The organism is Leeuwenhoekiella palythoae, from assembly GCF_020310025.1.
In the GTDB taxonomy this organism is placed as follows: Bacteria; Bacteroidota; Bacteroidia; order Flavobacteriales; family Flavobacteriaceae; genus Leeuwenhoekiella; species Leeuwenhoekiella palythoae.
The window spans coordinates 3,806,180-3,825,930 of sequence record NZ_CP084318.1 but is presented as its reverse complement, the minus strand read 5'-3'; the positions used below and the strand labels follow the sequence as shown (position 1 = coordinate 3,825,930).

At 35.4% G+C, this 19,751-nt stretch carries 20 protein-coding genes and 1 tRNA gene; 6 read left to right on the top strand and 15 right to left on the bottom strand.

All coding sequences use genetic code 11. From position 1 onward, the window contains the following. Positions 1 to 188 precede the first annotated feature (188 nt). From LDL79_RS16415 to LDL79_RS16390, 6 genes are all read right to left on the bottom strand, one after another. Positions 189 to 2,126, bottom strand: a complete 1,938-nt coding sequence (locus LDL79_RS16415) for a DUF3732 domain-containing protein (RefSeq protein ID WP_225598524.1) — start codon at positions 2,124 to 2,126, stop codon at positions 189 to 191. After that, the gene (locus tag LDL79_RS16410; RefSeq protein ID WP_225598523.1) at positions 2,123 to 2,605 is read right to left on the bottom strand and encodes a three component ABC system middle component; all 483 of its coding nucleotides are present in this window, start codon (positions 2,603 to 2,605) and stop codon (positions 2,123 to 2,125) included. Before LDL79_RS16410 ends, LDL79_RS16415 begins: the two co-directional genes overlap by 4 nt. Continuing rightward, entirely contained in the window at positions 2,595 to 3,839 is a 1,245-nt protein-coding gene (locus tag LDL79_RS16405) for an ABC-three component system protein (protein ID WP_225598522.1), read from the bottom strand. The genes LDL79_RS16410 and LDL79_RS16405 overlap by 11 nt, the downstream gene beginning before the upstream one ends. Positions 3,840 to 4,564: 725 nt before the next feature. Beyond that, complete coding sequence (locus LDL79_RS16400; protein ID WP_225598521.1) at positions 4,565 to 4,903, bottom strand: hypothetical protein; 339 nt, start codon at positions 4,901 to 4,903, stop codon at positions 4,565 to 4,567. Next, on the bottom strand, positions 4,881 to 5,291 hold the full coding sequence (locus tag LDL79_RS16395) for a hypothetical protein (protein WP_225598520.1): 411 nt from the start codon (positions 5,289 to 5,291) through the stop codon (positions 4,881 to 4,883). Before LDL79_RS16395 ends, LDL79_RS16400 begins: the two co-directional genes overlap by 23 nt. A gap of 2 nt (positions 5,292 to 5,293) precedes the next feature. Further along, a complete protein-coding gene (locus LDL79_RS16390; RefSeq protein WP_225598519.1) occupies positions 5,294 to 5,977 on the bottom strand; it encodes a hypothetical protein in 684 nt (227 codons plus the stop codon). A 408-nt stretch (positions 5,978 to 6,385) separates the two neighbouring features. On the opposite strand from LDL79_RS16390, the gene LDL79_RS16385 reads away from it, so the two are divergent. The 3 genes from LDL79_RS16385 (at position 6,386) to LDL79_RS16375 (ending at position 9,277) form a co-directional block, all read left to right on the top strand. Beyond that, on the top strand, positions 6,386 to 6,811 hold the full coding sequence (locus tag LDL79_RS16385; RefSeq protein ID WP_225598518.1) for a helix-turn-helix domain-containing protein: 426 nt from the start codon (positions 6,386 to 6,388) through the stop codon (positions 6,809 to 6,811). Between the two features lie 285 nt (positions 6,812 to 7,096). Then, positions 7,097 to 8,089, top strand: coding sequence for an HNH endonuclease signature motif containing protein (locus LDL79_RS16380; RefSeq protein WP_225598517.1), 993 nt, complete (start codon positions 7,097 to 7,099; stop codon positions 8,087 to 8,089). 84 nt (positions 8,090 to 8,173) lie between these two features. Beyond that, positions 8,174 to 9,277 carry a Fic family protein gene (locus tag LDL79_RS16375; protein ID WP_225598516.1) on the top strand — a complete coding sequence of 368 codons (1,104 nt, stop codon included), beginning with the start codon at positions 8,174 to 8,176 and terminating at the stop codon, positions 9,275 to 9,277. An 83-nt stretch (positions 9,278 to 9,360) separates the two neighbouring features. On the opposite strand, the gene LDL79_RS16370 is transcribed toward LDL79_RS16375, so the two are convergent. Further along, positions 9,361 to 10,599: a site-specific integrase gene (locus LDL79_RS16370; RefSeq protein WP_225598515.1), complete on the bottom strand. Its 1,239-nt coding sequence runs from the start codon at positions 10,597 to 10,599 to the stop codon at positions 9,361 to 9,363. 215 nt (positions 10,600 to 10,814) lie between these two features. Continuing rightward, a tRNA-Pro gene (locus LDL79_RS16365) sits at positions 10,815 to 10,889 on the bottom strand. A 223-nt stretch (positions 10,890 to 11,112) separates the two neighbouring features. Here LDL79_RS16365 and LDL79_RS16360 point away from each other — a divergent pair. Continuing rightward, positions 11,113 to 11,559 carry a hypothetical protein gene (locus LDL79_RS16360; RefSeq protein ID WP_225598514.1) on the top strand — a complete coding sequence of 149 codons (447 nt, stop codon included), beginning with the start codon at positions 11,113 to 11,115 and terminating at the stop codon, positions 11,557 to 11,559. On the opposite strand, the gene LDL79_RS16355 is transcribed toward LDL79_RS16360, so the two are convergent. Together LDL79_RS16355 and LDL79_RS16350 are read right to left on the bottom strand one after the other, a co-directional pair. Then, complete coding sequence (locus tag LDL79_RS16355; RefSeq protein ID WP_225598513.1) at positions 11,560 to 12,012, bottom strand: c-type cytochrome; 453 nt, start codon at positions 12,010 to 12,012, stop codon at positions 11,560 to 11,562. Continuing rightward, a complete protein-coding gene (locus LDL79_RS16350) occupies positions 12,009 to 13,139 on the bottom strand; it encodes a PQQ-dependent sugar dehydrogenase (RefSeq protein ID WP_225598512.1) in 1,131 nt (376 codons plus the stop codon). The genes LDL79_RS16355 and LDL79_RS16350 overlap by 4 nt, the downstream gene beginning before the upstream one ends. A 244-nt stretch (positions 13,140 to 13,383) precedes the next feature. Here LDL79_RS16350 and trxB point away from each other — a divergent pair, with 244 nt between their 5' ends. After that, positions 13,384 to 14,340 (top strand): thioredoxin-disulfide reductase, encoded by a 957-nt coding sequence (gene trxB / locus LDL79_RS16345; protein ID WP_225598511.1) that lies wholly within the window; start codon positions 13,384 to 13,386, stop codon positions 14,338 to 14,340. Between the two features lie 82 nt (positions 14,341 to 14,422). On the opposite strand, the gene LDL79_RS16340 is transcribed toward trxB, so the two are convergent. Together LDL79_RS16340 and aroB are read right to left on the bottom strand one after the other, a co-directional pair. Continuing rightward, positions 14,423 to 14,749: a hypothetical protein gene (locus LDL79_RS16340; RefSeq protein ID WP_225598510.1), complete on the bottom strand. Its 327-nt coding sequence runs from the start codon at positions 14,747 to 14,749 to the stop codon at positions 14,423 to 14,425. Between the two features lie 75 nt (positions 14,750 to 14,824). Further along, positions 14,825 to 15,904 carry a 3-dehydroquinate synthase gene (aroB, locus tag LDL79_RS16335; RefSeq protein ID WP_225598509.1) on the bottom strand — a complete coding sequence of 360 codons (1,080 nt, stop codon included), beginning with the start codon at positions 15,902 to 15,904 and terminating at the stop codon, positions 14,825 to 14,827. An 87-nt stretch (positions 15,905 to 15,991) separates the two neighbouring features. On the opposite strand from aroB, the gene LDL79_RS16330 reads away from it, so the two are divergent. Further along, complete coding sequence (locus LDL79_RS16330; RefSeq protein WP_225598508.1) at positions 15,992 to 17,167, top strand: proline dehydrogenase family protein; 1,176 nt, start codon at positions 15,992 to 15,994, stop codon at positions 17,165 to 17,167. A gap of 64 nt (positions 17,168 to 17,231) precedes the next feature. Here LDL79_RS16330 and LDL79_RS16325 read toward each other — a convergent pair whose 3' ends face one another. From LDL79_RS16325 to LDL79_RS16315, 3 genes are all read right to left on the bottom strand, one after another. Next, positions 17,232 to 17,615, bottom strand: a complete 384-nt coding sequence (locus LDL79_RS16325) for a hypothetical protein (protein WP_225598507.1) — start codon at positions 17,613 to 17,615, stop codon at positions 17,232 to 17,234. Positions 17,616 to 17,630: 15 nt separating this feature from the next. After that, a complete protein-coding gene (locus LDL79_RS16320; protein ID WP_225598506.1) occupies positions 17,631 to 18,827 on the bottom strand; it encodes an alanine dehydrogenase in 1,197 nt (398 codons plus the stop codon). 81 nt (positions 18,828 to 18,908) lie between these two features. Beyond that, a complete protein-coding gene (locus LDL79_RS16315; RefSeq protein WP_225598505.1) occupies positions 18,909 to 19,478 on the bottom strand; it encodes a hypothetical protein in 570 nt (189 codons plus the stop codon). Positions 19,479 to 19,751: the final 273 nt, after the last annotated feature.

The window sequence follows — 19,751 nt, the reverse complement described above, 5'->3', positions numbered from 1 at the left end:
GATGAGAGCACGTTTTTGGTAAACTTCACCCCAGTGATATCAACGATTTATAACTATTAATCAAGGTGTTACACCTTATTGCCGATTTCTAGTCATATGAGACTAAATGAATGTATTTAACATTTAAAGATAAAAAAAAATGTCATAAGACGGAAATCTATAAATGTTTACTCAATTGTTAATGTAATTTAACGCGAGGAATTAATATTTGTAGGCCAGTCATTTGGAATGAGCCTGTCTGTAGAACTCTTTGGCCATCTATATTTTGTAGAACTTTTGAATTTTTGTGAATTACTGAGGTATGCGTGTTCTAAAATTATAACTTGTAAACCCGTAATCTTTTCAACTTGATTAAAAATGAACTCAAAGTGTTTATATAGAGCTTTTTCATCATCACTTCCTTTAACTTCTATCTCATCAGAAGGAATATCATTTGAATAGTAAGGTCTGCTAACTTGATCAAGCAAAAGTACACCCGGAACTGGGCTAGAATTTTTTGAAAAATACTTTTGCATTGCAAATGCAATTGCTAAATGAATACTTAAATAATTCTCATCTGAGCCAACATTGGTAAATTGATATTCTTTATTAAACTCATTATCAACTAAAACAACCTTGGGAGGATTGGAAAAAAAGTTAATAGAAGCCTTTTTAAAGGGTAAACCTCTAGGAAGCTTTTTGAAATTTTTTGTTGAATATGTTGAGATTATTCTTTCAGCAATTTCAATTTTTTCTTTACGAATTTCTTTTCCAAATTTTTCATTTATTTCTTCAACTTCTTCTTGATATCTTATTAGTACTGATTCATCAAATTTTTCTATATCCTTTGAATTTTCAATGAAATATGAAATTCTACCTATAACTCTATTAGCAAGAATGTTCATATCCTTAAGCTTTCTTGCTTCCTCAGATCTAACTAGTAAGTTTTCTATTTCATTAGAAATTTCATTCAAATTCTGATTCTTAGAATCCAATAAAGTTTCTAATTCCTCCAGATATTTTTTTATACTTGGCTCTTGATTATCAATTACATCTGTCTCCTTAGATATTTCTCTAAATGAGTTATTAATATGTTTACTAATTTCGTGAGAATTATTTAATGTCGAAGAGCAAATTGGACAAGTATTTTCCTCCAAAAGAAAATATTTTTGAATATCTAACTTTGCTTTTTGCCCCTTCAATGCTTGATTAAAAGAGGATCTTTTTGATTTTTCGTGTAAAACAGCATTCCTTCTTCTTTTAATATTATTTATTTCTGAAATTAATTTAGATCTTACCGTTTCTAGTTTTATCTGTTGATCTTTATTTTCTAAAATGAATTTTTCCGGTTTCCAATTTAAAAGGCTTTTTAATGTGTCAAGGATATTCTCATTATCAGCCTGAGGATTGTCGTCAACAATTATTCCGTACTGGACAGCTTCATTAAATAAAATTTTTGCTTTCTTATAAAGATTTTTTTCATGATTTTCAAAACCCTTTTTCTTTCTTATTTCATTATCTATTCCTTTGTTTAATCTAAATAATTTTCTAAGTGCAGCCATCTCATCTGGATTAATTGCTCCTAAAAAATATGGAATAGCATCTATGAATAATTGAGCCTTTCTATTATCATCCAAACCGTGAAAAAGAATCCTATTACTGTCTATCACACTTTTATCTAGATACATAAATGGCACTGCTTGCCTAATTGTAATTCTATTGGAGTTTAATTTTAAATCTGGATCATTAACTTCTTGAAAACCCAAAAGCATTTCAATAATTGATCGGACCTTATCTTTTTTACCCTTTCCTTTTAATTCAGTAGCATAGTCTGGAATTATGACATTTTTCCCATATTCTATAAACATATTATTAGAAGCTTTACTTCCCTCAACTTCTCTAGCTAACAAAAAAGTCTTTTGCCCATTTGTCCATTTTGTAGCAATATGAGTAGTTCTTTCGATAACAAACGAAGCAATGTTACATCCGCTAGATCCCAAACAATAATCTATCGAATCAATGATTGCTGATTTACCTGTATTTGATGCTCCCGTGATTATAGTTGTATCGTTGAGATTAAATTCAATGATTCTTCTTTTACCGTGTTTACTGTAAAAGATTAAACTGTGTACATTCCATCTATTCATAGCGAGATATCTAACAAATTAAAAATAGTCTTAGGAGAATCAATTTGTCCCATCCAAAATCCTAATAGCTGTGATTTTCTATAAAAAGGTTTTGTTATTTTATTATTATAATAGGTATCTACTGAATCTTTGTCAATACATACGTTTCCATCATCGTTAATTTTAAAAATTCCTTTATAAAAACCATATTCTATTGCTTGCTTAATATAATCCAAGGAATTTTCAATTCTGTTCTTAATTTGAAACTTAATCTTAGGGTTTTTTTCAAGCCAGCTAAAAAAACCTGTTCTCTTATTGGTATGTTGAAAAGAATCATTTAAATCATTCGATAATACCAAAGGGATCGGTATTAATAATAATGGAAAAGAAATTTGAGCTTTAGATTCTTCTTCATACGCCTTAATGAAACTAAATAGTATTAACGCGCAAAAGCCCGGATTAGTTTGAGAAAATATATCAATACTTTTTTTAATTGCCATTTTCTTCCTCTGAAATTAGGTTAATAAAATCGCAGTGCCAACCTAATCTTTTCTGAGCAGATAAAATCTGAAAGCTACCACGTATTAAATCTGGTTCATTATAATTTTTCGATATTGAACTAATTTGCATATGTGCTTTTTCGTGTGACCAATCCAATAAAATACGTCCATCCTCTTTCTTTTCTTCATCATTTTTGCCAAAGCTTTTATCCTTCATATCTTCAAATTGATATGACCATTCTAAACTTAATTTTTCATCATATTTTTCAAGTTTTTTTGCAGATGGAAGAGAATTATTAATCCAGATGTCTCTTTGTATTCGTGCCTTCATTTCGGTATCATAAGATCTTCTTTTTTGTGCACTAGTGGCAGAAATTATTTCTAATTGTTGTTTTTGAATTGGATGTGGACTTTCAATTTTAGGTAGGTCTATGTCGTTTAAATCATTTGTAAAACCATCATCTAATAATTCGGCATTTTTCCTTGAGATAAATTCTTGTAATTCTATCTTATATAAATATTCAGATCTTTCACCACACAATGATTTAACAGCTTCTCTTTCCCACCAAGCCAGAATACTATCAGCTAAGGGCTTTTGAAATTTTGTAGGTATATAATTTTTTATCAAATCAATAACGCAATAGTTGGCATCCTGTACTTGAAAAGAATCTGGGACTAATTTTATCTTTTTTACAAATTCATTTCTTCGATGAGGAGTCAAAGAAATGAAAGATTGGCATCCTTTATATTTAGAGGTAAAGGGCAAACTTTCTTCTTGTTTTCCACTTTTTAATAAAATTTTGTTTTTAGCCTTAACTTTCTCCCTTTTTTTTATAACACGTTCGGCCTCACTTAATAAGTCCTTTATTAAGTCATCGCGATTTTCGGTTTGATATTTTAAATTTCTCAATGAACTATCTTCATCTATGCTTGCAACAGTAGATAGTGTAAAAATTCCATCTTCAACTTCATTAGTTTTAAGGTAATCACACCAAACATGTATGGTTCTCCATAGCTCAGTGCTCTTAATACTTATTTTAGAATTTTCATTAATTGAATGTTTAAGTTGAATCAACTTTTTAGTACTTCCATCTTCAAGATAGACATCATCCCATGTTTCGATACTAACAAATGCATTATTATTATCAGATTTAAATAATTCGATTAATGCGTAAATTGATTGATAATAATAGCCAAGTGCTGGTCCTTTTGCTTGATGATTTGATTCAGCCATTGTTTAGTAAATAACATTATAAAACTAAGTTCAAGTAAATAACTTCGTACTAAAATAGATATAATTAATTTAACTAGAAGATATTGAGAAGTTTGAGTAGCAAGAGGATAACCCGCTACGCGAGGTTATAACTACTCATTTAATTGATTTTTAGTTGTTTAAGTTTTTTTGAAGTTTTGGAGAACTAAGAATTACGTGAAAAACTTACTGAACCCTTCAAAACAGGGACATTTTTTCGTGAAAAATACTGAAGATGTAATTGGCAAGTAAAATTTAAAGAGGCCTCACCACATTCTCCTACGCTGCGTTTCGGTGAAAGCGGTTCGTCCAAAAGGTCTTGAACACAGACCAAAAAAGTCAATTTTTATAGTTGAATAGTTTTGACTTTTTTGGCCAGAGTTCGCTTGACATCCTGACTACAGATTGACCTATCTTTTACTTTTATAATGAAACACTTTTTAACGACTCCGAATAGCATTCCTTTTTTGATACGAATAGTATCGCATATTAAATTAGTCGGGCGCATAAACCGGTCGGCTTTGCCTTCCTATTTATAGCCCTCTTCTAATTTAATATCCATAAGAAACTTAGATTATCAAAAAAAGGAATGCGACGGCTCTGGAGGAAGTAAATGAAGATCGCACACACCATACTCGTAAAAGATATTGGTGATGTGTTTCAGTTGAGCATAAAAGGAGATGCTTAAGATGAAATAAGTAAATGGTTTAGTGTTCAGTATTCGTTGATGATTCTTCACTTAATAACGCCATTGTTTTATCAATAAACTCTGCTTCTTCGAGAGGAAGTAGGTCGAGTGCGTGTTTTAGAATTTCTGAAATGCTGCGTTCAGGTTCTTTTAATGGGCGATCACCTCCGCGTTCAATACCATTTAGAGCCATTACACTAACTTTAATCAGATCTTCAATCAAGAACATCAAATGCAGATGACTTTGAGCCGGGAAGCAAACTTGTTGATTATTCTTAAAATGGGGGTTAGGTTTAAGTTTTCTCAGGTGATCTTCGCCAACCTGTTTCAAGTATTTATATTTTTTTTTCTTTTTCATCAGCGTTCATTTTAATTAGTTTCTTTAATTTTTTAGGAAAGCCAAAAGCTTCCACATCTTCTTCAAGAATATGGATTAGCTGTTGATATTTAGAAATATCGTCATGTGGCAGCAATTGGATGACAAGTTCCAATGCTTGTTGTATAGCGATATCTCTACTTTTATGGCTTAGAATTTTGGAATAAAATTCCCCTTCACTTTCTAAAGCTAAAATGCAAACATCTAATAAGGCGGTTGTCCGCATCATATGATCTTCAAAATCTTCAAAGTGTATTTTTGCAGTTCTGTAGGTGTTTTGCCCAATACGTTCTTTTTGAAGTCCATAGTTTTTTCGAGCGATAGCACGGAGACTTTTTATTTTTTGCTTGTTGATCTTATTCCTTTTCATGATTAGCTTGTTTTTAGGTGAAGCTTTTTCAATTCCTCAAGTTTTTTATCGGCCTCTTTACGAGCGGCCTGAATAAATTTATAAGTAAGGTGTTCCGCTTTTTGGGAATCAGATTCAGATGAGTCTTCCTGTATTTTTTCGTTTAGATTATACTGTGCGTGACAAAGTCTGGAATATATCTGTTGAGACCGGAAGGATCTTTTTGGGTAGATGATCTTTGGAACTTCGGAGAACTGCTCACAGAGGTGCAAGAGATAGGGCAAGGAATAATAGGAGGGCTGATATTCCCAGAAGACATAAATCAATCCTAAACAAATTTGTTGAATAGCTTGTTGTAAGAGTAGGTATCTGCCCTGATTACTCTGGTTATCCTCGCAGATCGTAGATTTTTCTTCAAAATAGCGTGCGTGTTTCAAACGTTTATTCCAATGCTTGTGAATTCTGAGTAATACCTTAGGATGATAGAGGTACGTGCCTAGCTGTTTAAGCCGGTTGTCTTCGCTATAGAGCAATGCGCCCTCCTCTAAAACATGGTTTAGGAAATTGGAGCCGTAGTTAATTCTATTATTGGCTTCGTTGAGGGTGTAATGAATAGCGTAGAGGGTAACCTGCTCCTGAGTCTTGTTGAAGACCTCGTTCATAAAAATTTTGGGGTCAGCTACCTGATCGTGACTTATGATAAGCATAGTCAGTATGTAGCGGATACGCGGTTTTTTATTTCTGTTTAAAGAAGAGGAATACAAGCAATCTTTCGTTATGCTCTGCTGCCCGATTAAATAAACAGTATGTACCCGGATTAAGCTGCGGATGATAGGTATTACTTTATGGATTTCTGGACTGAAGTTTGGCGACGTTCTCATACGGTGGCTGTTAAAGGGTTATTCTAACTCAAGCTGATTTGCATTTGCTAAAACTTTTAAAAGAAAAGCCTTACTTTTGATTAGCTCTGAGTGTTTCAGGTTTCTGTTATCCTTTAAAAGTATAGCGGACTTGACGCGTACCCTACCAAATTGACTTGTGAAATACTTTTATAAACTTGTATTTTACCAGAACCCAAAGGCTGAACTTAAGTATACTAACAAAAAACAATGCAGATGACTACCACCAAACCCAATCATATAGGCCGCAAAATTGCCCGCATCAGAGAACTGCGCGGTATGAAGCAGGAAACCCTTGCCGAAGAATTAGGAATTAGTCAACAAAGTGTATCTACTCTTGAAAAAAGTGAATCGGTGGAAGATGAAAAACTGGAACGGGTGGCGCAGGTTTTAGGAGTTACTAAAGAGGCGATAGAAAACTTTTCTGAAGAAAGAGTGATAAATTTCTTCAATAATTTCAATGACAACAGCTTTAGTAATAGCCAAGGTACTTTTGCTGCTTACAATTGTACTTTTAATCCCATTGATAAACTTGTTGCATCTTATGAGGAGAATAAAAAACTATACGAACGTTTAGTTCAGGCAGAGAAAGATAAGGTGGCTTATTTGGAAGAGTTGCTTAAGAAGACGTCAACACTCTAAAATTATGATTTTAACCTCAATTAGCTGTGAAGCACATAATGAGCAAAATTGTTAATGAGTTCTTAAATTCAGGTTTTTAAAAAGCCGTTTTATACACTCTTTATAAACTATTCTAGGCTTTGAGTAGGTTTTTCCTAGGGTATGCCCAGTCTGTGACCAGTCCTGAAATAACTTTACAGTTTTGGGAAATTACGATATTTTGTAAAATACTTTTAAAACAAATTCCGAATATCAGCGTCTACCTTTTAATTATAATCAACTAATAAGCCAAATAAAATTTTAGTCATGAAAGTAAACCCAAGCGCCTGGGCATTAATTTTATTTTTAGGAATTCTAATCTTTCAGATATTTACAGAGATACCAATTTTTGTCATTTTTATATCAATAGTATTCATTGCAATTATAGGAATTCTCGTGCTAACGAAATTTGATATAAATTTCTCAAGTGGAATAGCGAAGAAAGACTTTGATGAAATTTTAAATAATTTAAATATTAATAATAAAAAGTTAAGAAAGTTATCTAAACAAGATAAATTAAATTTAAAAATGTATTCATTTAAGAAACAAAAATACATTGAGAGAAAAGTAGCTACTTTAACAAGGAAAAATCCAAGAAATAAAGAAATCCCCTTAACCGTAGAGCAGGAATGGAATTCATTTGGTTTGGAAAAACAAATAGAAATTCTTGATGATGAAGATGTTCGACTGGAGAATTTCTGGAAGGGAGAACAAACTAAGCGCAAGAAAAATATAGCAAGGGAAAAAGAAAAAGCTGATGAAAATGAAAAAAGGCAGTCTCTAATAAGAAAACAAAAAGAATTTCAAAGACAGCGGGAACAAGAAAAATCTGAACAGGATAGACTTAGGGAAGAAGAAATTAAGAGAAGAAAAAGGAAGGAAGAAGAAGAGATGAAATTGAAAGAGTTAATAGATAAGCGAAAAAAGGAAAATGATAATAAATTTAAGCAAAATGTTAAACGTCAATTATTGGAAAAGGAAAGAAATAAAAGTCTAGAATCTGAGGCTATACAGGAGCTTATCCAAGATGGTTTAATAAGTGAGAATTATTTTTCAAAATATAATCGAGTATCAATTCCATCTCACGTCAAAGAAGCTGTTTGGAAAAGAGATAAACAGAGTTGTGTTGATTGCGGAAGCCGAGAAAATTTAGAGTTTGATCATAATATTCCTGTTTCTAAAGGTGGGAGCAATACTGTTAATAATATTCAATTATTATGTCAACGGTGTAATAGAAAAAAAAGCAATAAAATTATTTAATCAAAAAAATGAGCCGATTAGCTCTTCTAATCGGCTCATTTTTTGGTTATATTTGAGCCAATTAACTTATTTAATCGGCTCATCATGTATAACTGGCAACACGAAGACTGGCCTAATTTTAAGTATACAACAATTGAAATTGAAGAGAAGCTCTTTGAGTTCAGCCAAAGGGCTGGTCGCGTTAATGGTATTTTGGAAGGATTATCAGGTACGATGCAAATGGAAGCTATCTTATCGCTAATGGTAGCCGAGGCTGTTAAAACATCAGAAATAGAAGGGGAATATCTAAGCAGGGAAGATGTTATGTCTTCTATACGGAACAATATGGGTTATGGTACACCCAAAGCGGTCAAAGACCCAATGGCACGAGGTGTAGGGGATTTAATGGTACGGGTAAGGCAAAATTTTGCTAAACCTTTGACAGACCAAGTCTTATTCGAATGGCACGAAACCTTACTAGAAGGAGCTGTCCGCATTAATACCGGGCAATGGCGGAAGCACAGTGAGCCTATGCAGATCGTATCCGGCAGCTGGGGCAGGGAGAAGATCCATTTTGAAGCTCCGCCTTCCCATTTGCTTCCGAATGAAATGCGTGTTTTTATATCGTGGTTTAATGAATCTCATCCAGAAGGAGCCAATCCTATTAAAAAACCACTTATCCGTGCAGCGATTGCACATCTGTATTTTGAGAGCATTCATCCTTTTGAAGATGGTAATGGAAGAATAGGAAGGGCATTATCTGAAAAGGCGTTATCTCAAGACTTAAACCGCCCTGTTCTCCTGAGTCTTTCGAAAGCAATTGAGCACGATAAACAAGCCTATTATAAGGCTCTAAAAAACGCACAACAGTCAAATGAAATAACCGATTGGATTATCTATTTTGTCAATACTGTTTTAGAAGCGCAATCTCAAGCGGAAGAGCTTGTTTCTTTTACTTTGAGAAAAGCCCGTTTTTTTGATCGCCATAGAAATTCATTGAATGAGCGCCAATTAAAGGTTGTTAATAGAATGCTTGACGAAGAACCGGAAGGGTTTAAAGGGGGGATGACGGCAAAAAAGTATATTGCCCTTACCAAAACATCTAAAGCTACAGCAACCCGTGATCTTCAGGATTTAGCAGCAAAAAAACTATTTATCTCTATAGGGGAGGGACGAAGTACTCGTTATGAAATCAACTTTGAGAACTAAAGCATTTTAATAAGGGGGGAATTGGTTTGAAAATTACCTGCCCTCAGTTATTAGTGTGGATCAAATCATACCGAAGATCAAAATTACTCTTTAGTATTCCTAGCTTCCATTTTACGCATTAAGGCATCCATATCGTCTCCAACTTTCTTTTGCAGTACTCTGGCATAGATTTGAGTCGTTTGTAGCTGCGTGTGGCCTAAAAGCTTTGATACGGTCTCAATGGGTACTCCGTTAGATAGCGTAACCGTAGTTGCAAAGGTATGACGGGCTACGTGGAAGGTTACATTTTTATGTATTTGACAGACTTCAGTTATTTCCTTAAGGTATTTGTTCACCTTCTGATTGCTGTATAAGGGCATTAATTTGCCGGAGACCTCCAACTCCTTATCCTTTGTATATTTTTTAATCAGTGCCAGAGCTTGGGGCAGGAGGGGAACTCTAACAGATTCGTTAGTCTTTTCCCGTTTAGTATAAATCCATAATCGCCCATTAGATGCCGGAATCAACTGGTCTTTTCGTAATGCCTTTAAATCTACATAAGAAAGCCCCGTGTAACAGGCAAACAGAAAGCAATCTCTTACGCGCTCATAACCTTTACTTTGAAAGTGTGTTTCCTCAATACGATTCAATTCACGCTGGGTTAAATAGCAGCGTTCCTTACGTTCCAATTTCAATTTATAATTGACAAAAGGATCTTTAGGCAACCATTCCATTCTTACTGCCAGATTAACCATTTTTCGAAGGCGTTCTAAATGCTTTCTCGTACCGTTTATAGAACATGTTTTTCTTTTCTTTTTAGGTTTATAAGTTCGTATATAATGTTCGAACTCTGTTATAAACCGATAGTTTAAATCAACCAAGAAGAAGTCATCTGATTTATAATGATCTAAGAGATAAGCCTTGATATATTTTTCGGTAGAGTAGTAATTTTTCATCGTACCAGGCTTTAGCGATAATCCCATATTATCGTTATGGTACTTCACAAGCTCTAAGAGCGTCATACGCTCCTCATCTTCGCCCATATATCTCAATTTGATCGCTTTTGCTGTAATTACTTTTCGTTCTGCATGCAGCTCTTTGTGTGCATTTAGAACTTCAGCTTTTACATCATCCATATAAGAGTTGAGTGTAATAAGTTGGTCTGAAGTTTCTTTGGCTTTAACCCTAAGAATATCCCAATCTTTTACATCAACATCACGCTTTATACTCATCTCAGAGCGCTTTTTATTGACTGTAATTCTGAGATAGATATCCAGTTTGTTGGGATTGTTTCTTTTGGGGCGTGTAAAGAAATTCACGCCTAAAGTGCTGTGTACAGGCATTTTGTAAGTCTTTTAGTTAAACGATTATGAGTTAAAGACTACATCCAGATGGCCTAAATGCTATATAAATCTACGATAATTTGCACACCTTATTGCGCACCGAATTGCACATATTTGCCTTGATTTTAGATGATATCAGATGCTATCATAAAAAATGAAAAGCCTGTTAATTAATTGATTAACAGGCTTTTTTACATAAAACGTGATTTGGTTCGTCGGGATGAGAGGATTCGAACCTCCGATCTCGCGCCCCCCAGACGCGCACTTTAACCGGACTAAGCTACATCCCGAAATTTTTGCAGGCTGCAAATATAAATATTTGTAACAGACCACAAAGTTTTAATCCTATATAACCCATAATAGCGTTGTCACAATATTTACCCTCAATTATTGAATGTTTATTAAATAAAGCGAATCGTTTAAATATTTTAAAATTATAACGTTATAGTTTATTGAATAATAATTTTTCGTACCTTAAAGGTAGTATTTGTTTAATTCCTCAATCTCAATATTATGAAACTATCTTTAATAACGCTTATTCTTTTGATCAGTACTGTTTACAGTACAAATCAAACCGAAATCAAACAGGACAATGATGTTTTAATCAGAGGTACCTGGGAACTCAGAGACTTTTATCATTATGACGAAAATGAAGTCGTTGATACTGTAGCAACGACTGATGGTTACCGTCAAATAAAAATGTATACTAAAGACCGCGTGATGTGGACGCGCTATGTACCCAAAGATTCCGTTGAATGGTTTGGATACGGCAGTTATGTCGCTTCAGATGATCAGCTTATAGAAACGCTAGAGTATGGATCGGAGAGCATGATGAATGTTATTGACACCCTACGTATCTTTACATTCGAGTTGCAGATTTCAGAGAATGAATACAGTCAAATCACTGTGGATGAAGAAGGTAATCGTATTTTCTCTGAAAACTACAAACGTATCGAATAGCTATTTCTCTATCGACGCAACTTCTTTTTTGGTGACGGGCTTATCTGAAGAATTTCCCCAGGAATTTAAGATGTAATTCATAACATCTGCAATCTCGTCATCATACAAACCTAACGGAGCCATTATACTGTTATAATCGGTTCCGTTTACGGTTATAGGGCCTTGTAAACCGTATTTTACCGCGTGAATAGCTTTGGTTCTATTATTTAATAAATAATCTGCTTTAGCCAAAGGTGGAAATGCCCCCGGAATACCTTCTCCGATCGCCATATGACATTGCATACAAAAGTCTTCGTACACGGTCTTCCCTCGTTTTATACTGTTTTGCAATGAGGTATCCTTTTGAATAGGAATATAAACAGACGTACTAGTGCCAAAACTTTGATCTCCTTTAGCCGCTGAAAAAATTATAATAATTGCGAAGCTCGCGAGTGTGATTAATGTAGTTTTCAATTTTGTACAAGTTTTACAATTCCTACTCCTTCAACACCAACATAAACGAAGCCGTCTGGGCCTTGAATTACATTACGCACACGACCAACACCGTCCAGCAGTTTTTCTCTTTTTATAACTGAATTGTTTTCATCTAAATAGAGTGCTTCGAGATAAACAAACTTTAGAGAGCCTACTAAAAGGTTGCCTTTTAAATCTGGATACGCATCACTGGTAACCATTGCCATTCCGCTAGGTGCAATTGAAGGGACCCAATAGTAAAGAGGTTGCTCCATTCCTTCCTTTTTGGTAATGTCTGTAATATCTGTACCGCTGTAATTGATTCCGTAGGTAATGACCGGCCAGCCATAATTGGCGCCTTTTTTAATTACATTGATTTCATCGCCACCACGTGGACCGTGCTCGTGCACCCAAATTTCGTTTGTTTCGGGGTTGATGATCATCCCTTGTGGATTGCGATGCCCGTAAGACCAAATGGCCTCTTTGGCATTTTCAGTTCCTACAAATGGATTATCTGTGGGTATGCTTCCGTCTAAATTTAAGCGATACACTTTACCGTTGTCGCGAGTGATATCTTGTGGATTAATATCACGCTCACCACGTTCACCGGCTGTAAAAAATACATGGCCTGCATCGTCAAATACGATACGACTACCCCAGTGCTGGCCTTTGGTGGTATTGGGTGTGGCTTTATAAAGCACTTCTTGATTACTGAGGCTATTGCCCGATAGTTGCGCACGCATAAGCACAGTGTTTCCTCCTTTGGCTTCACCTTCGGTAGAAGAGTAGGTAAAATATATAAATCCGTCACTTTCATAATTCGGACTCAACTGAATATCTAATAATCCGCCTTGCCCTCGATTGTAAACTTCCGGAACTCCGGCAATAGTTATTTTCTCACCGTTAACAAAATGAATTAGTTCGCCTGATTTCTCTGTTATGAGTAAGCTTCCGTCAGGTAAGAATGCCATTCCCCAAGGATTGATCAAGTCAGGAACAATGACTTCGTATTCGTAGGCTTCAGAAACTGTAATAGGTACATCATTATCTTTGACCTCTTTAGGGTTTTGAGCACAAGCGATTACTGTGGTAAGCACGGATAAAAGAAGAATGCTAAAGTTTTTCATATAAGAAATTTTGATTTAAAAATAGTGAAAACCTAACAATCCCTAATAGTAGAATTCAAACATCGGTGTAAATTTGCATTGTTAATAACGACTTATAATTAGCGATTGACATGACTTTATAAGTATAGTTAAAAAACTATTTTTGTTTAGATCACTAGAATTAATGGTCTTAGGTCTAAAGACGATCTTTCAATAAAAATTAAAAATGTAGAATTCCACAGCACGTGGATAATATTTAAATAAAATGGCAGTAGAACGTATTAAATGTTTAATTATTGGGTCTGGTCCCGCAGGTTATACCGCAGCAATTTATGCTTCAAGAGCAGATTTGAAACCGGTAGTCTATACAGGTATGGAACCCGGTGGACAATTAACTACGACCACTGAAGTTGATAATTTTCCCGGATATCCTGAAGGAATTGACGGTCCAACCATGATGGTGCAGTTGCAACAACAGGCAGAACGTTTTGGAACCGAAGTGCGTATAGGAATGATTACCAACGTTGAATTTTCTTCTGAGGAAGGAGGCATTCATAAAGCTACCGTAGATAATACTACTGAGATCGAAGCAGAATCTGTGATCATTTCAACAGGTGCAACAGCCCGCTACCTCGGGTTACCTAGTGAGCAGCGCTTGCGCGGTGGTGGTGTTTCGGCCTGTGCGGTTTGTGATGGATTTTTCTATAAAAATCAGCGTGTGGCTATTGTAGGAGGTGGAGACACTGCTGCAGAAGAAGCTACTTATCTTGCTAACATTTGTGAGCACGTTACAATGCTAGTGCGTAAAGATGAGATGCGTGCTTCAAAAGCAATGCAACATCGTGTGAATTCAAGAAAAAATATCACCGTACTTTATAATACTGAAGTTGAAGAAGTAGTAGGTGAGCAAGTAGTTGAAGGATTGAAAATGATCAATAATCAGACAAAAGAAGTATCTGAAATCGAGATCACAGGTCTATTTATCGCTATTGGTCACAAGCCGAATACAGACATTTTTAAAGGGCAGCTGGAAATGGACGAAACCGGTTATATTCTTACTGATGGAAAATCTACTAAAACCGGTAAACCTGGTGTGTTTGCGAGTGGAGATGTTCAGGATAAAGAATATCGCCAGGCTATTACTGCCGCTGGAACAGGATGTATGGCAGCACTAGATGCAGAACGTTATTTAGCATCTGTGGAAGAAAAAGTTGAAGCATAATAATTGTCATTAGATGCTTAGAAATAAAAAAAGCTCTTGCATTTGCAAGAGCTTTTTTTATGCTTATTATTGAAGAACCGTTCTAATCCTCGTCTTCTTCAGATTCTTCATCAACCATTTCCTCATCTTCTTCATCCATTTTTTCAGGGATTTCAGAAATTGGCTCGTTTAGATCATCATCATCATAATCTTCAACGTCATAATTTTCCATAGACGTTTCTAACTTTTTACTCACCTTCACCAAGTATATCGTATCTGCAGTGCGTACTTCTACACACTCGATGGTTTCGTTTTGAGCATTTTTAAATGATATGATGTGGTCATCATCATATCCGTAGGGGTACTTATCAACCAGAAGCGCAAGAATCTCTGGGGTAAGCTTTTTAAAATCAACTATTACGCGACGCATAAATAAAATTTAATATTTGTTGCAAATTGTGGTTAAATGTAAAAAAAAACGAATGGGTTGTGCAACACTATTCACTTAATTCTTTTTTAATTTTTTATAATATTCAAAAGCATTGTAAATCAATTCGTTTGAAGCTTCTTGATTGAGAACAACTTCGCCTATACGATTGAGCAAAACAAAGAGCACCTTTCCGTGGCTGTTTTTCTTATCGTACTTGAGTAAAGTGATGATACTCTCTATATCTTTCTCTGTAAATTCAACGCTAGGGTAGAAGGCTAAGATCGCTTGTGAAATTTCATCACACTCTGATTTAGGCAAACCGCATAATTCACTAGATAAATAATTTGCCAAGATCATACCAATTGCGATGGCTTCACCGTGCAGCAAGCGTTCTTTTTGATCGCTTTCCATAAAATAGGATTCGATGGCGTGACCTAGCGTATGCCCATAATTGAGACTTTTTCTTCTATTCTTCTCGAAGGGATCTTCTAAAACCACTTCGTTTTTTATAGCAATAGATTGTCTGATCAATTCAGTCAAACTTTCAAAATCTGTATATTTTGCTTGCTTTACCGTATTCCAATACGCTTCAGAACTGATAAGGCCATGTTTAAGCATTTCGGCATAACCGCTACGCAATTCTTCAACCGAAAGCGTTCCTAAGAAATGAGTATCAACCAGAACTAGCTCAGGATTACTAATGATTCCAATTTGATTTTTTAACGGTCCGAGATCTACACCGGTTTTTCCACCTACAGAAGCATCAACCATTGCTAGTAAGGTAGTAGGAATATTGATGAAATCAATACCGCGTTTAAAACAACATGCTACAAAACCGCCAAGATCAGTTACGACACCACCACCAAGATTGATCAAGGCACTGTTGCGATCAGCATTCAGCTCTGACAGCACATTCCATACTCCTTCACACGTTTCAAGATTTTTAAACTCTTCGCCAGGATCAATCTCTATAATTTCAATAGTCGTTTGAGTGACTATATTCTGAAGAAAAGGCGCCAAACAATGCTCGTGTGTATTACTGTCTACAAGCACAAACAGGATGCTATAATTTTTTTCCTTTAAAATAGCATTAAGATTTGAGTAGCCGTTTTCGCCAAAAACAACCTGATAATCTTTAGCTTGAATTGCTTCCATGTTAAAGTTTTTTGAGGTTGTGAAATTAATATCTTTTTATAACAATCCCTTTGCGATTTGGCTATATTTGACGCCTAATTTTAGAATATGTTAGAACAAAAAATATTTGATGATACAAAGACTGCATTTTCTTTAAAATCAGATAGTGAGCTCGAGCGAGGTTACTTCTTATTTAAGATGATTTCCTTGCAGCCTTTGGTAAAAATAGGCACGGCGGTTACACGTTTTGCATTAAACGCCAGCCTTCCGGTAGAAGGTTTGGTGCGCGCTACCGTTTTTGATCATTTTTGCGGTGGGGTAAGTGAGAAAGATTGTGTTTCTACCATTGATGCGATGTACAGTAAAAATGTACATTCTGTTTTAGATTTTTCAGTAGAAGGGAAGGAGACCGAAAGTTTATTTGATTCTGCTCTAGAACGCGTGATGAGTCTTATTGATTTTGCTAAAGACCGACCCGGGATGCCTTTTTCTGTATTTAAACCTACCGGTTTTGGCCGTTTTGAAGTTTGGCGAAAGGTTACCGAAAATGAAACACTCTCAGATAAAGAACAACAAGAATGGAAGCGTATTCAGGAGCGTTTTCATAAAGTATGTAAAAAAGCAAAAGCTTGTGATATAAAATTGCTCATTGATGCAGAAGAAAGCTGGATGCAAGGTGCTGTAGATGATCTTGTACTTGAGATGATGCAAACCTATAACCAAGAGAAACCTATTGTTTTTACAACCTTGCAATGTTATCGTTGGGATCGTTTAGCTTATTTAAAAGATCTGCATCAAGACGGAATTGAAAAAGGATATCATTTAGGGATAAAAATCGTGCGCGGCGCGTATATGGAAAAAGAGCGTGCTCGAGCCGAAGAAAAAGGTTATGATTCTCCAATTTGTAAAGACAAGCCTGAAACTGATGCGCATTTTAATGCGATGTTAGTTTACATCTTTGATAACCTTGAGGATATTTGGGCTTTCATTGGGACGCATAATGAAGAAAGTAATTATCTGGCTATCGAAATTATGGCACAGAAAGAAATTGCTCCAGATGATGGTCGTGTATGGTTTGGTCAATTATATGGTATGAGTGACCATATTAGCTATAACTTAGCAAAGGAAGGGTATAACGTTACGAAATACGTTCCTTTTGGGCCTGTTAAAGATGTGATGCCCTACTTGATAAGAAGAGCTGAAGAAAATACTTCGGTTGCGGGTCAAACCAATCGAGAGCTCTCGTTAATTCAGGAAGAACGCAGACGTCGCAAACTAAATTAGACGAACTTATATTAAAAAGGCTTACGACTCTGGTAAGCCTTTTTAATTATAAAGCAGGTTGAATTTAATGCTTAACCACACTCAAAACTTCAAAAGTTTCGTCGCAAAGTTCAAGTGTTGTAGTAATAGGAGTAGGCATCGTTTCTTGTGAATGAATCATATAAAATCCACACGGTTCCTTTCGGGTATCGCTTTTATCAAAATCAACTTCCCCTTCTAGGAAAACAGTATTCAAATCTGAAGTGTCAAGCTTTAATTCTTGCAATTGTTTTTCGGCTTGCTCAGAGAGTGTGTAACCATTATTCCGAATGGTTTTGAGTACGCGAGCATTAGGCATATAATCGCAAGAGGGTAATTCAACCCCGCTACCTTTTACAAAAAATGCTAAAAGAATAAGGCCAATAGCAAAACCACCAAGATAGAAACCTAATCGGTATAAAATTTTCATGTGTTGTATTTAGATCTAAAAAAATAAGAGATTGATATCTCTAAATGGAAGATCAAACCAATCTGCAACAGACTTGCTGGTTAGAATTCCGCGGTAAAAATACAATCCGTTTTTTAAACCTTTATTGATACGCAGACTATTTTCTAGTCCGCCGTGTTCACCAATTTCTAAAAGATACGGCGTAAAAATATTACTAATTGATAGTGAGGAAGTTCTTGCGTAACGAGAAGGAATATTAGGCACACAATAATGCACCACATCGTGTTTGACAAAGGTAGGCTTATCGTGCGAGGTAACTTCTGAAGTTTCAAAGCAACCGCCCATATCAATACTAACATCGATGATGATCGACCCCGGTTTCATATATTCTAGCATTGTCTCTGTAACGATTACAGGAGATCTATCTTTACCTCTCACGGCTCCGATGGCTACATCACAGCGGCGCAAAGCCTTAAGTAAATTTTTTGGCTGAATGGTAGATGTATACAAAGGTTGGCCCACACTTACTTGAAGACAACGTAGTTTAGTAAGAGAGTTGTCAAAAACTTTTACGTTAGCACCAAGACCCAGTGCGGAGCGTGTTGCAAATTCACCTACGGTGCCGGCGCCTATAATCACAACTTCAACAGGGGGAACTCCGCTAATATTGCCAAACATCAATCCGTTACCTCCATCTTGCCGTGACATCAATTCTGAAGCAATAAGTACAGATGCAGTACCGGCAATTTCACTTAACGCTCTAACGGCAGGGTAGGTGCCATCAGCATCTTTAATAAATTCAAAAGCAAGTGCTGTAATGCGTTTTGTAGCTAGAATTTTAAAGTATTCTTTTTTCTGAGTTTTGAGTTGCAGTGCAGAAATGATCACCGTTTGCGGATTTACCATCTCAAGCTCTTCAAGAGAAGGCGGCTCTACTTTTAATACCATCGGGCAGCCAAAAACTTTGGCTCGATCAGAAGTGATTTCGGCACCATTTTCAGAATAGTCGTGATCTGTAAAACGAGCGTCTTCACCTGCTTGTGATTCGATGAGCACACGATGCCCGTGTGCAACCAGGGCTCCCACTGCATCAGGAGTAAGGCAAACGCGTTTTTCTTGAAAGTGATTTTCTTTTGGGATACCTATAAATAGCGAACCTTTACGCTGCTCAATCTCAAGCTTTTCTTCTTGCGGAATCAGCTGTTCTCGGGTAAAAGGGCTATTTTGAATCATTTGATGGTTTGGTTAAAAATAAACCTCAAATTAAACATTATTATTTAGGGAAAAAAAGAGATTGAAGTAGAATTCTTATGACTATCCCATAAATAAAGGTTCGTCATCATCGTCGTCTAAAACTGAAGACGGATATTGCTTTTCAATATCGTTTTCGTTTTTCAAATCTCCTTTAAGAGAGACTCTTTGAAGTTCTGACAGATCTATATTGTGTATTCTGTCAAAAATTTTCATTCTTATAGTATAAATAAATATCAAGGCTAAAAAAATAATTGGAGCCATATAATAAATATCAACGCTATCTGTAAAGGCTAAATCATCATTGAAAGCACTTACGATTTGAAAAAAATACATACATATTGGAACCAAGATGGCGTGATACCACCAATGCTTACAAGTTAAAAACCAAATTAGAAATAGTAAAAAAGGAATTAACTTACTAAAAACTACCCAAGCTAAAACGTCAACTGTACCGAAGTTAATAGTTTCATATTCAAGGTTAAAACCAAAAAAAGAGGTTTCCCAAATTTTAACACTTGGAAAACCTTCGTATAAGTAAAAAAAGTAAGGTGATGCTACGATAAATGCAGCAATTAGACTACCCGTTAGAAGGGATGACGATTTTACTTTTTTCGATTTTTTTTGATGCATAGTCTGCGTTGCTGTCTTGTGCTGTGTAAGTAACTGCTGTTGCACCTGCAATTAAAAGGCCTAGGAGTAAAGCTTTAATTTTCATAATAAAATGTGTTTGAGTGTTAATGATTTGTTGGTCCAAAGATGATCAACTTTTTACACCCTACTACATTTTATAATTCTTCTATATTTGCTTCACAAAAAATGGCTTTAACACATTTTATCGATTATAATTCTAATGCCAATTTAGGAATAATTCTTTTACTCGTACAAATTTTGACTATAACTTTT

Excerpts from the sequence above, each read along its gene's own strand:
- LDL79_RS16415 (WP_225598524.1), bottom strand. The coding sequence starts at position 2,126 with ATGAATAGATGGAATGTACACAGTTTAATCTTTTACAGTAAACACGGT.
- LDL79_RS16410 (WP_225598523.1), bottom strand. The coding sequence starts at position 2,605 with ATGGCAATTAAAAAAAGTATTGATATATTTTCTCAAACTAATCCGGGC.
- LDL79_RS16405 (WP_225598522.1), bottom strand. The coding sequence starts at position 3,839 with ATGGCTGAATCAAATCATCAAGCAAAAGGACCAGCACTTGGCTATTAT.
- LDL79_RS16400 (WP_225598521.1), bottom strand. The coding sequence starts at position 4,903 with ATGAAAAAGAAAAAAAAATATAAATACTTGAAACAGGTTGGCGAAGAT.
- LDL79_RS16395 (WP_225598520.1), bottom strand. The coding sequence starts at position 5,291 with ATGAAAAGGAATAAGATCAACAAGCAAAAAATAAAAAGTCTCCGTGCT.
- LDL79_RS16390 (WP_225598519.1), bottom strand. The coding sequence starts at position 5,977 with ATGCTTATCATAAGTCACGATCAGGTAGCTGACCCCAAAATTTTTATG.
- LDL79_RS16385 (WP_225598518.1), top strand. The coding sequence starts at position 6,386 with ATGACTACCACCAAACCCAATCATATAGGCCGCAAAATTGCCCGCATC.
- LDL79_RS16380 (WP_225598517.1), top strand. The coding sequence starts at position 7,097 with ATGAAAGTAAACCCAAGCGCCTGGGCATTAATTTTATTTTTAGGAATT.
- LDL79_RS16375 (WP_225598516.1), top strand. The coding sequence starts at position 8,174 with ATGTATAACTGGCAACACGAAGACTGGCCTAATTTTAAGTATACAACA.
- LDL79_RS16370 (WP_225598515.1), bottom strand. The coding sequence starts at position 10,599 with ATGCCTGTACACAGCACTTTAGGCGTGAATTTCTTTACACGCCCCAAA.
- LDL79_RS16360 (WP_225598514.1), top strand. The coding sequence starts at position 11,113 with ATGAAACTATCTTTAATAACGCTTATTCTTTTGATCAGTACTGTTTAC.
- LDL79_RS16350 (WP_225598512.1), bottom strand. The coding sequence starts at position 13,139 with ATGAAAAACTTTAGCATTCTTCTTTTATCCGTGCTTACCACAGTAATC.
- trxB (WP_225598511.1), top strand. The coding sequence starts at position 13,384 with ATGGCAGTAGAACGTATTAAATGTTTAATTATTGGGTCTGGTCCCGCA.
- LDL79_RS16340 (WP_225598510.1), bottom strand. The coding sequence starts at position 14,749 with ATGCGTCGCGTAATAGTTGATTTTAAAAAGCTTACCCCAGAGATTCTT.
- aroB (WP_225598509.1), bottom strand. The coding sequence starts at position 15,904 with ATGGAAGCAATTCAAGCTAAAGATTATCAGGTTGTTTTTGGCGAAAAC.
- LDL79_RS16330 (WP_225598508.1), top strand. The coding sequence starts at position 15,992 with ATGTTAGAACAAAAAATATTTGATGATACAAAGACTGCATTTTCTTTA.
- LDL79_RS16325 (WP_225598507.1), bottom strand. The coding sequence starts at position 17,615 with ATGAAAATTTTATACCGATTAGGTTTCTATCTTGGTGGTTTTGCTATT.
- LDL79_RS16320 (WP_225598506.1), bottom strand. The coding sequence starts at position 18,827 with ATGATTCAAAATAGCCCTTTTACCCGAGAACAGCTGATTCCGCAAGAA.
- LDL79_RS16315 (WP_225598505.1), bottom strand. The coding sequence starts at position 19,478 with ATGCATCAAAAAAAATCGAAAAAAGTAAAATCGTCATCCCTTCTAACG.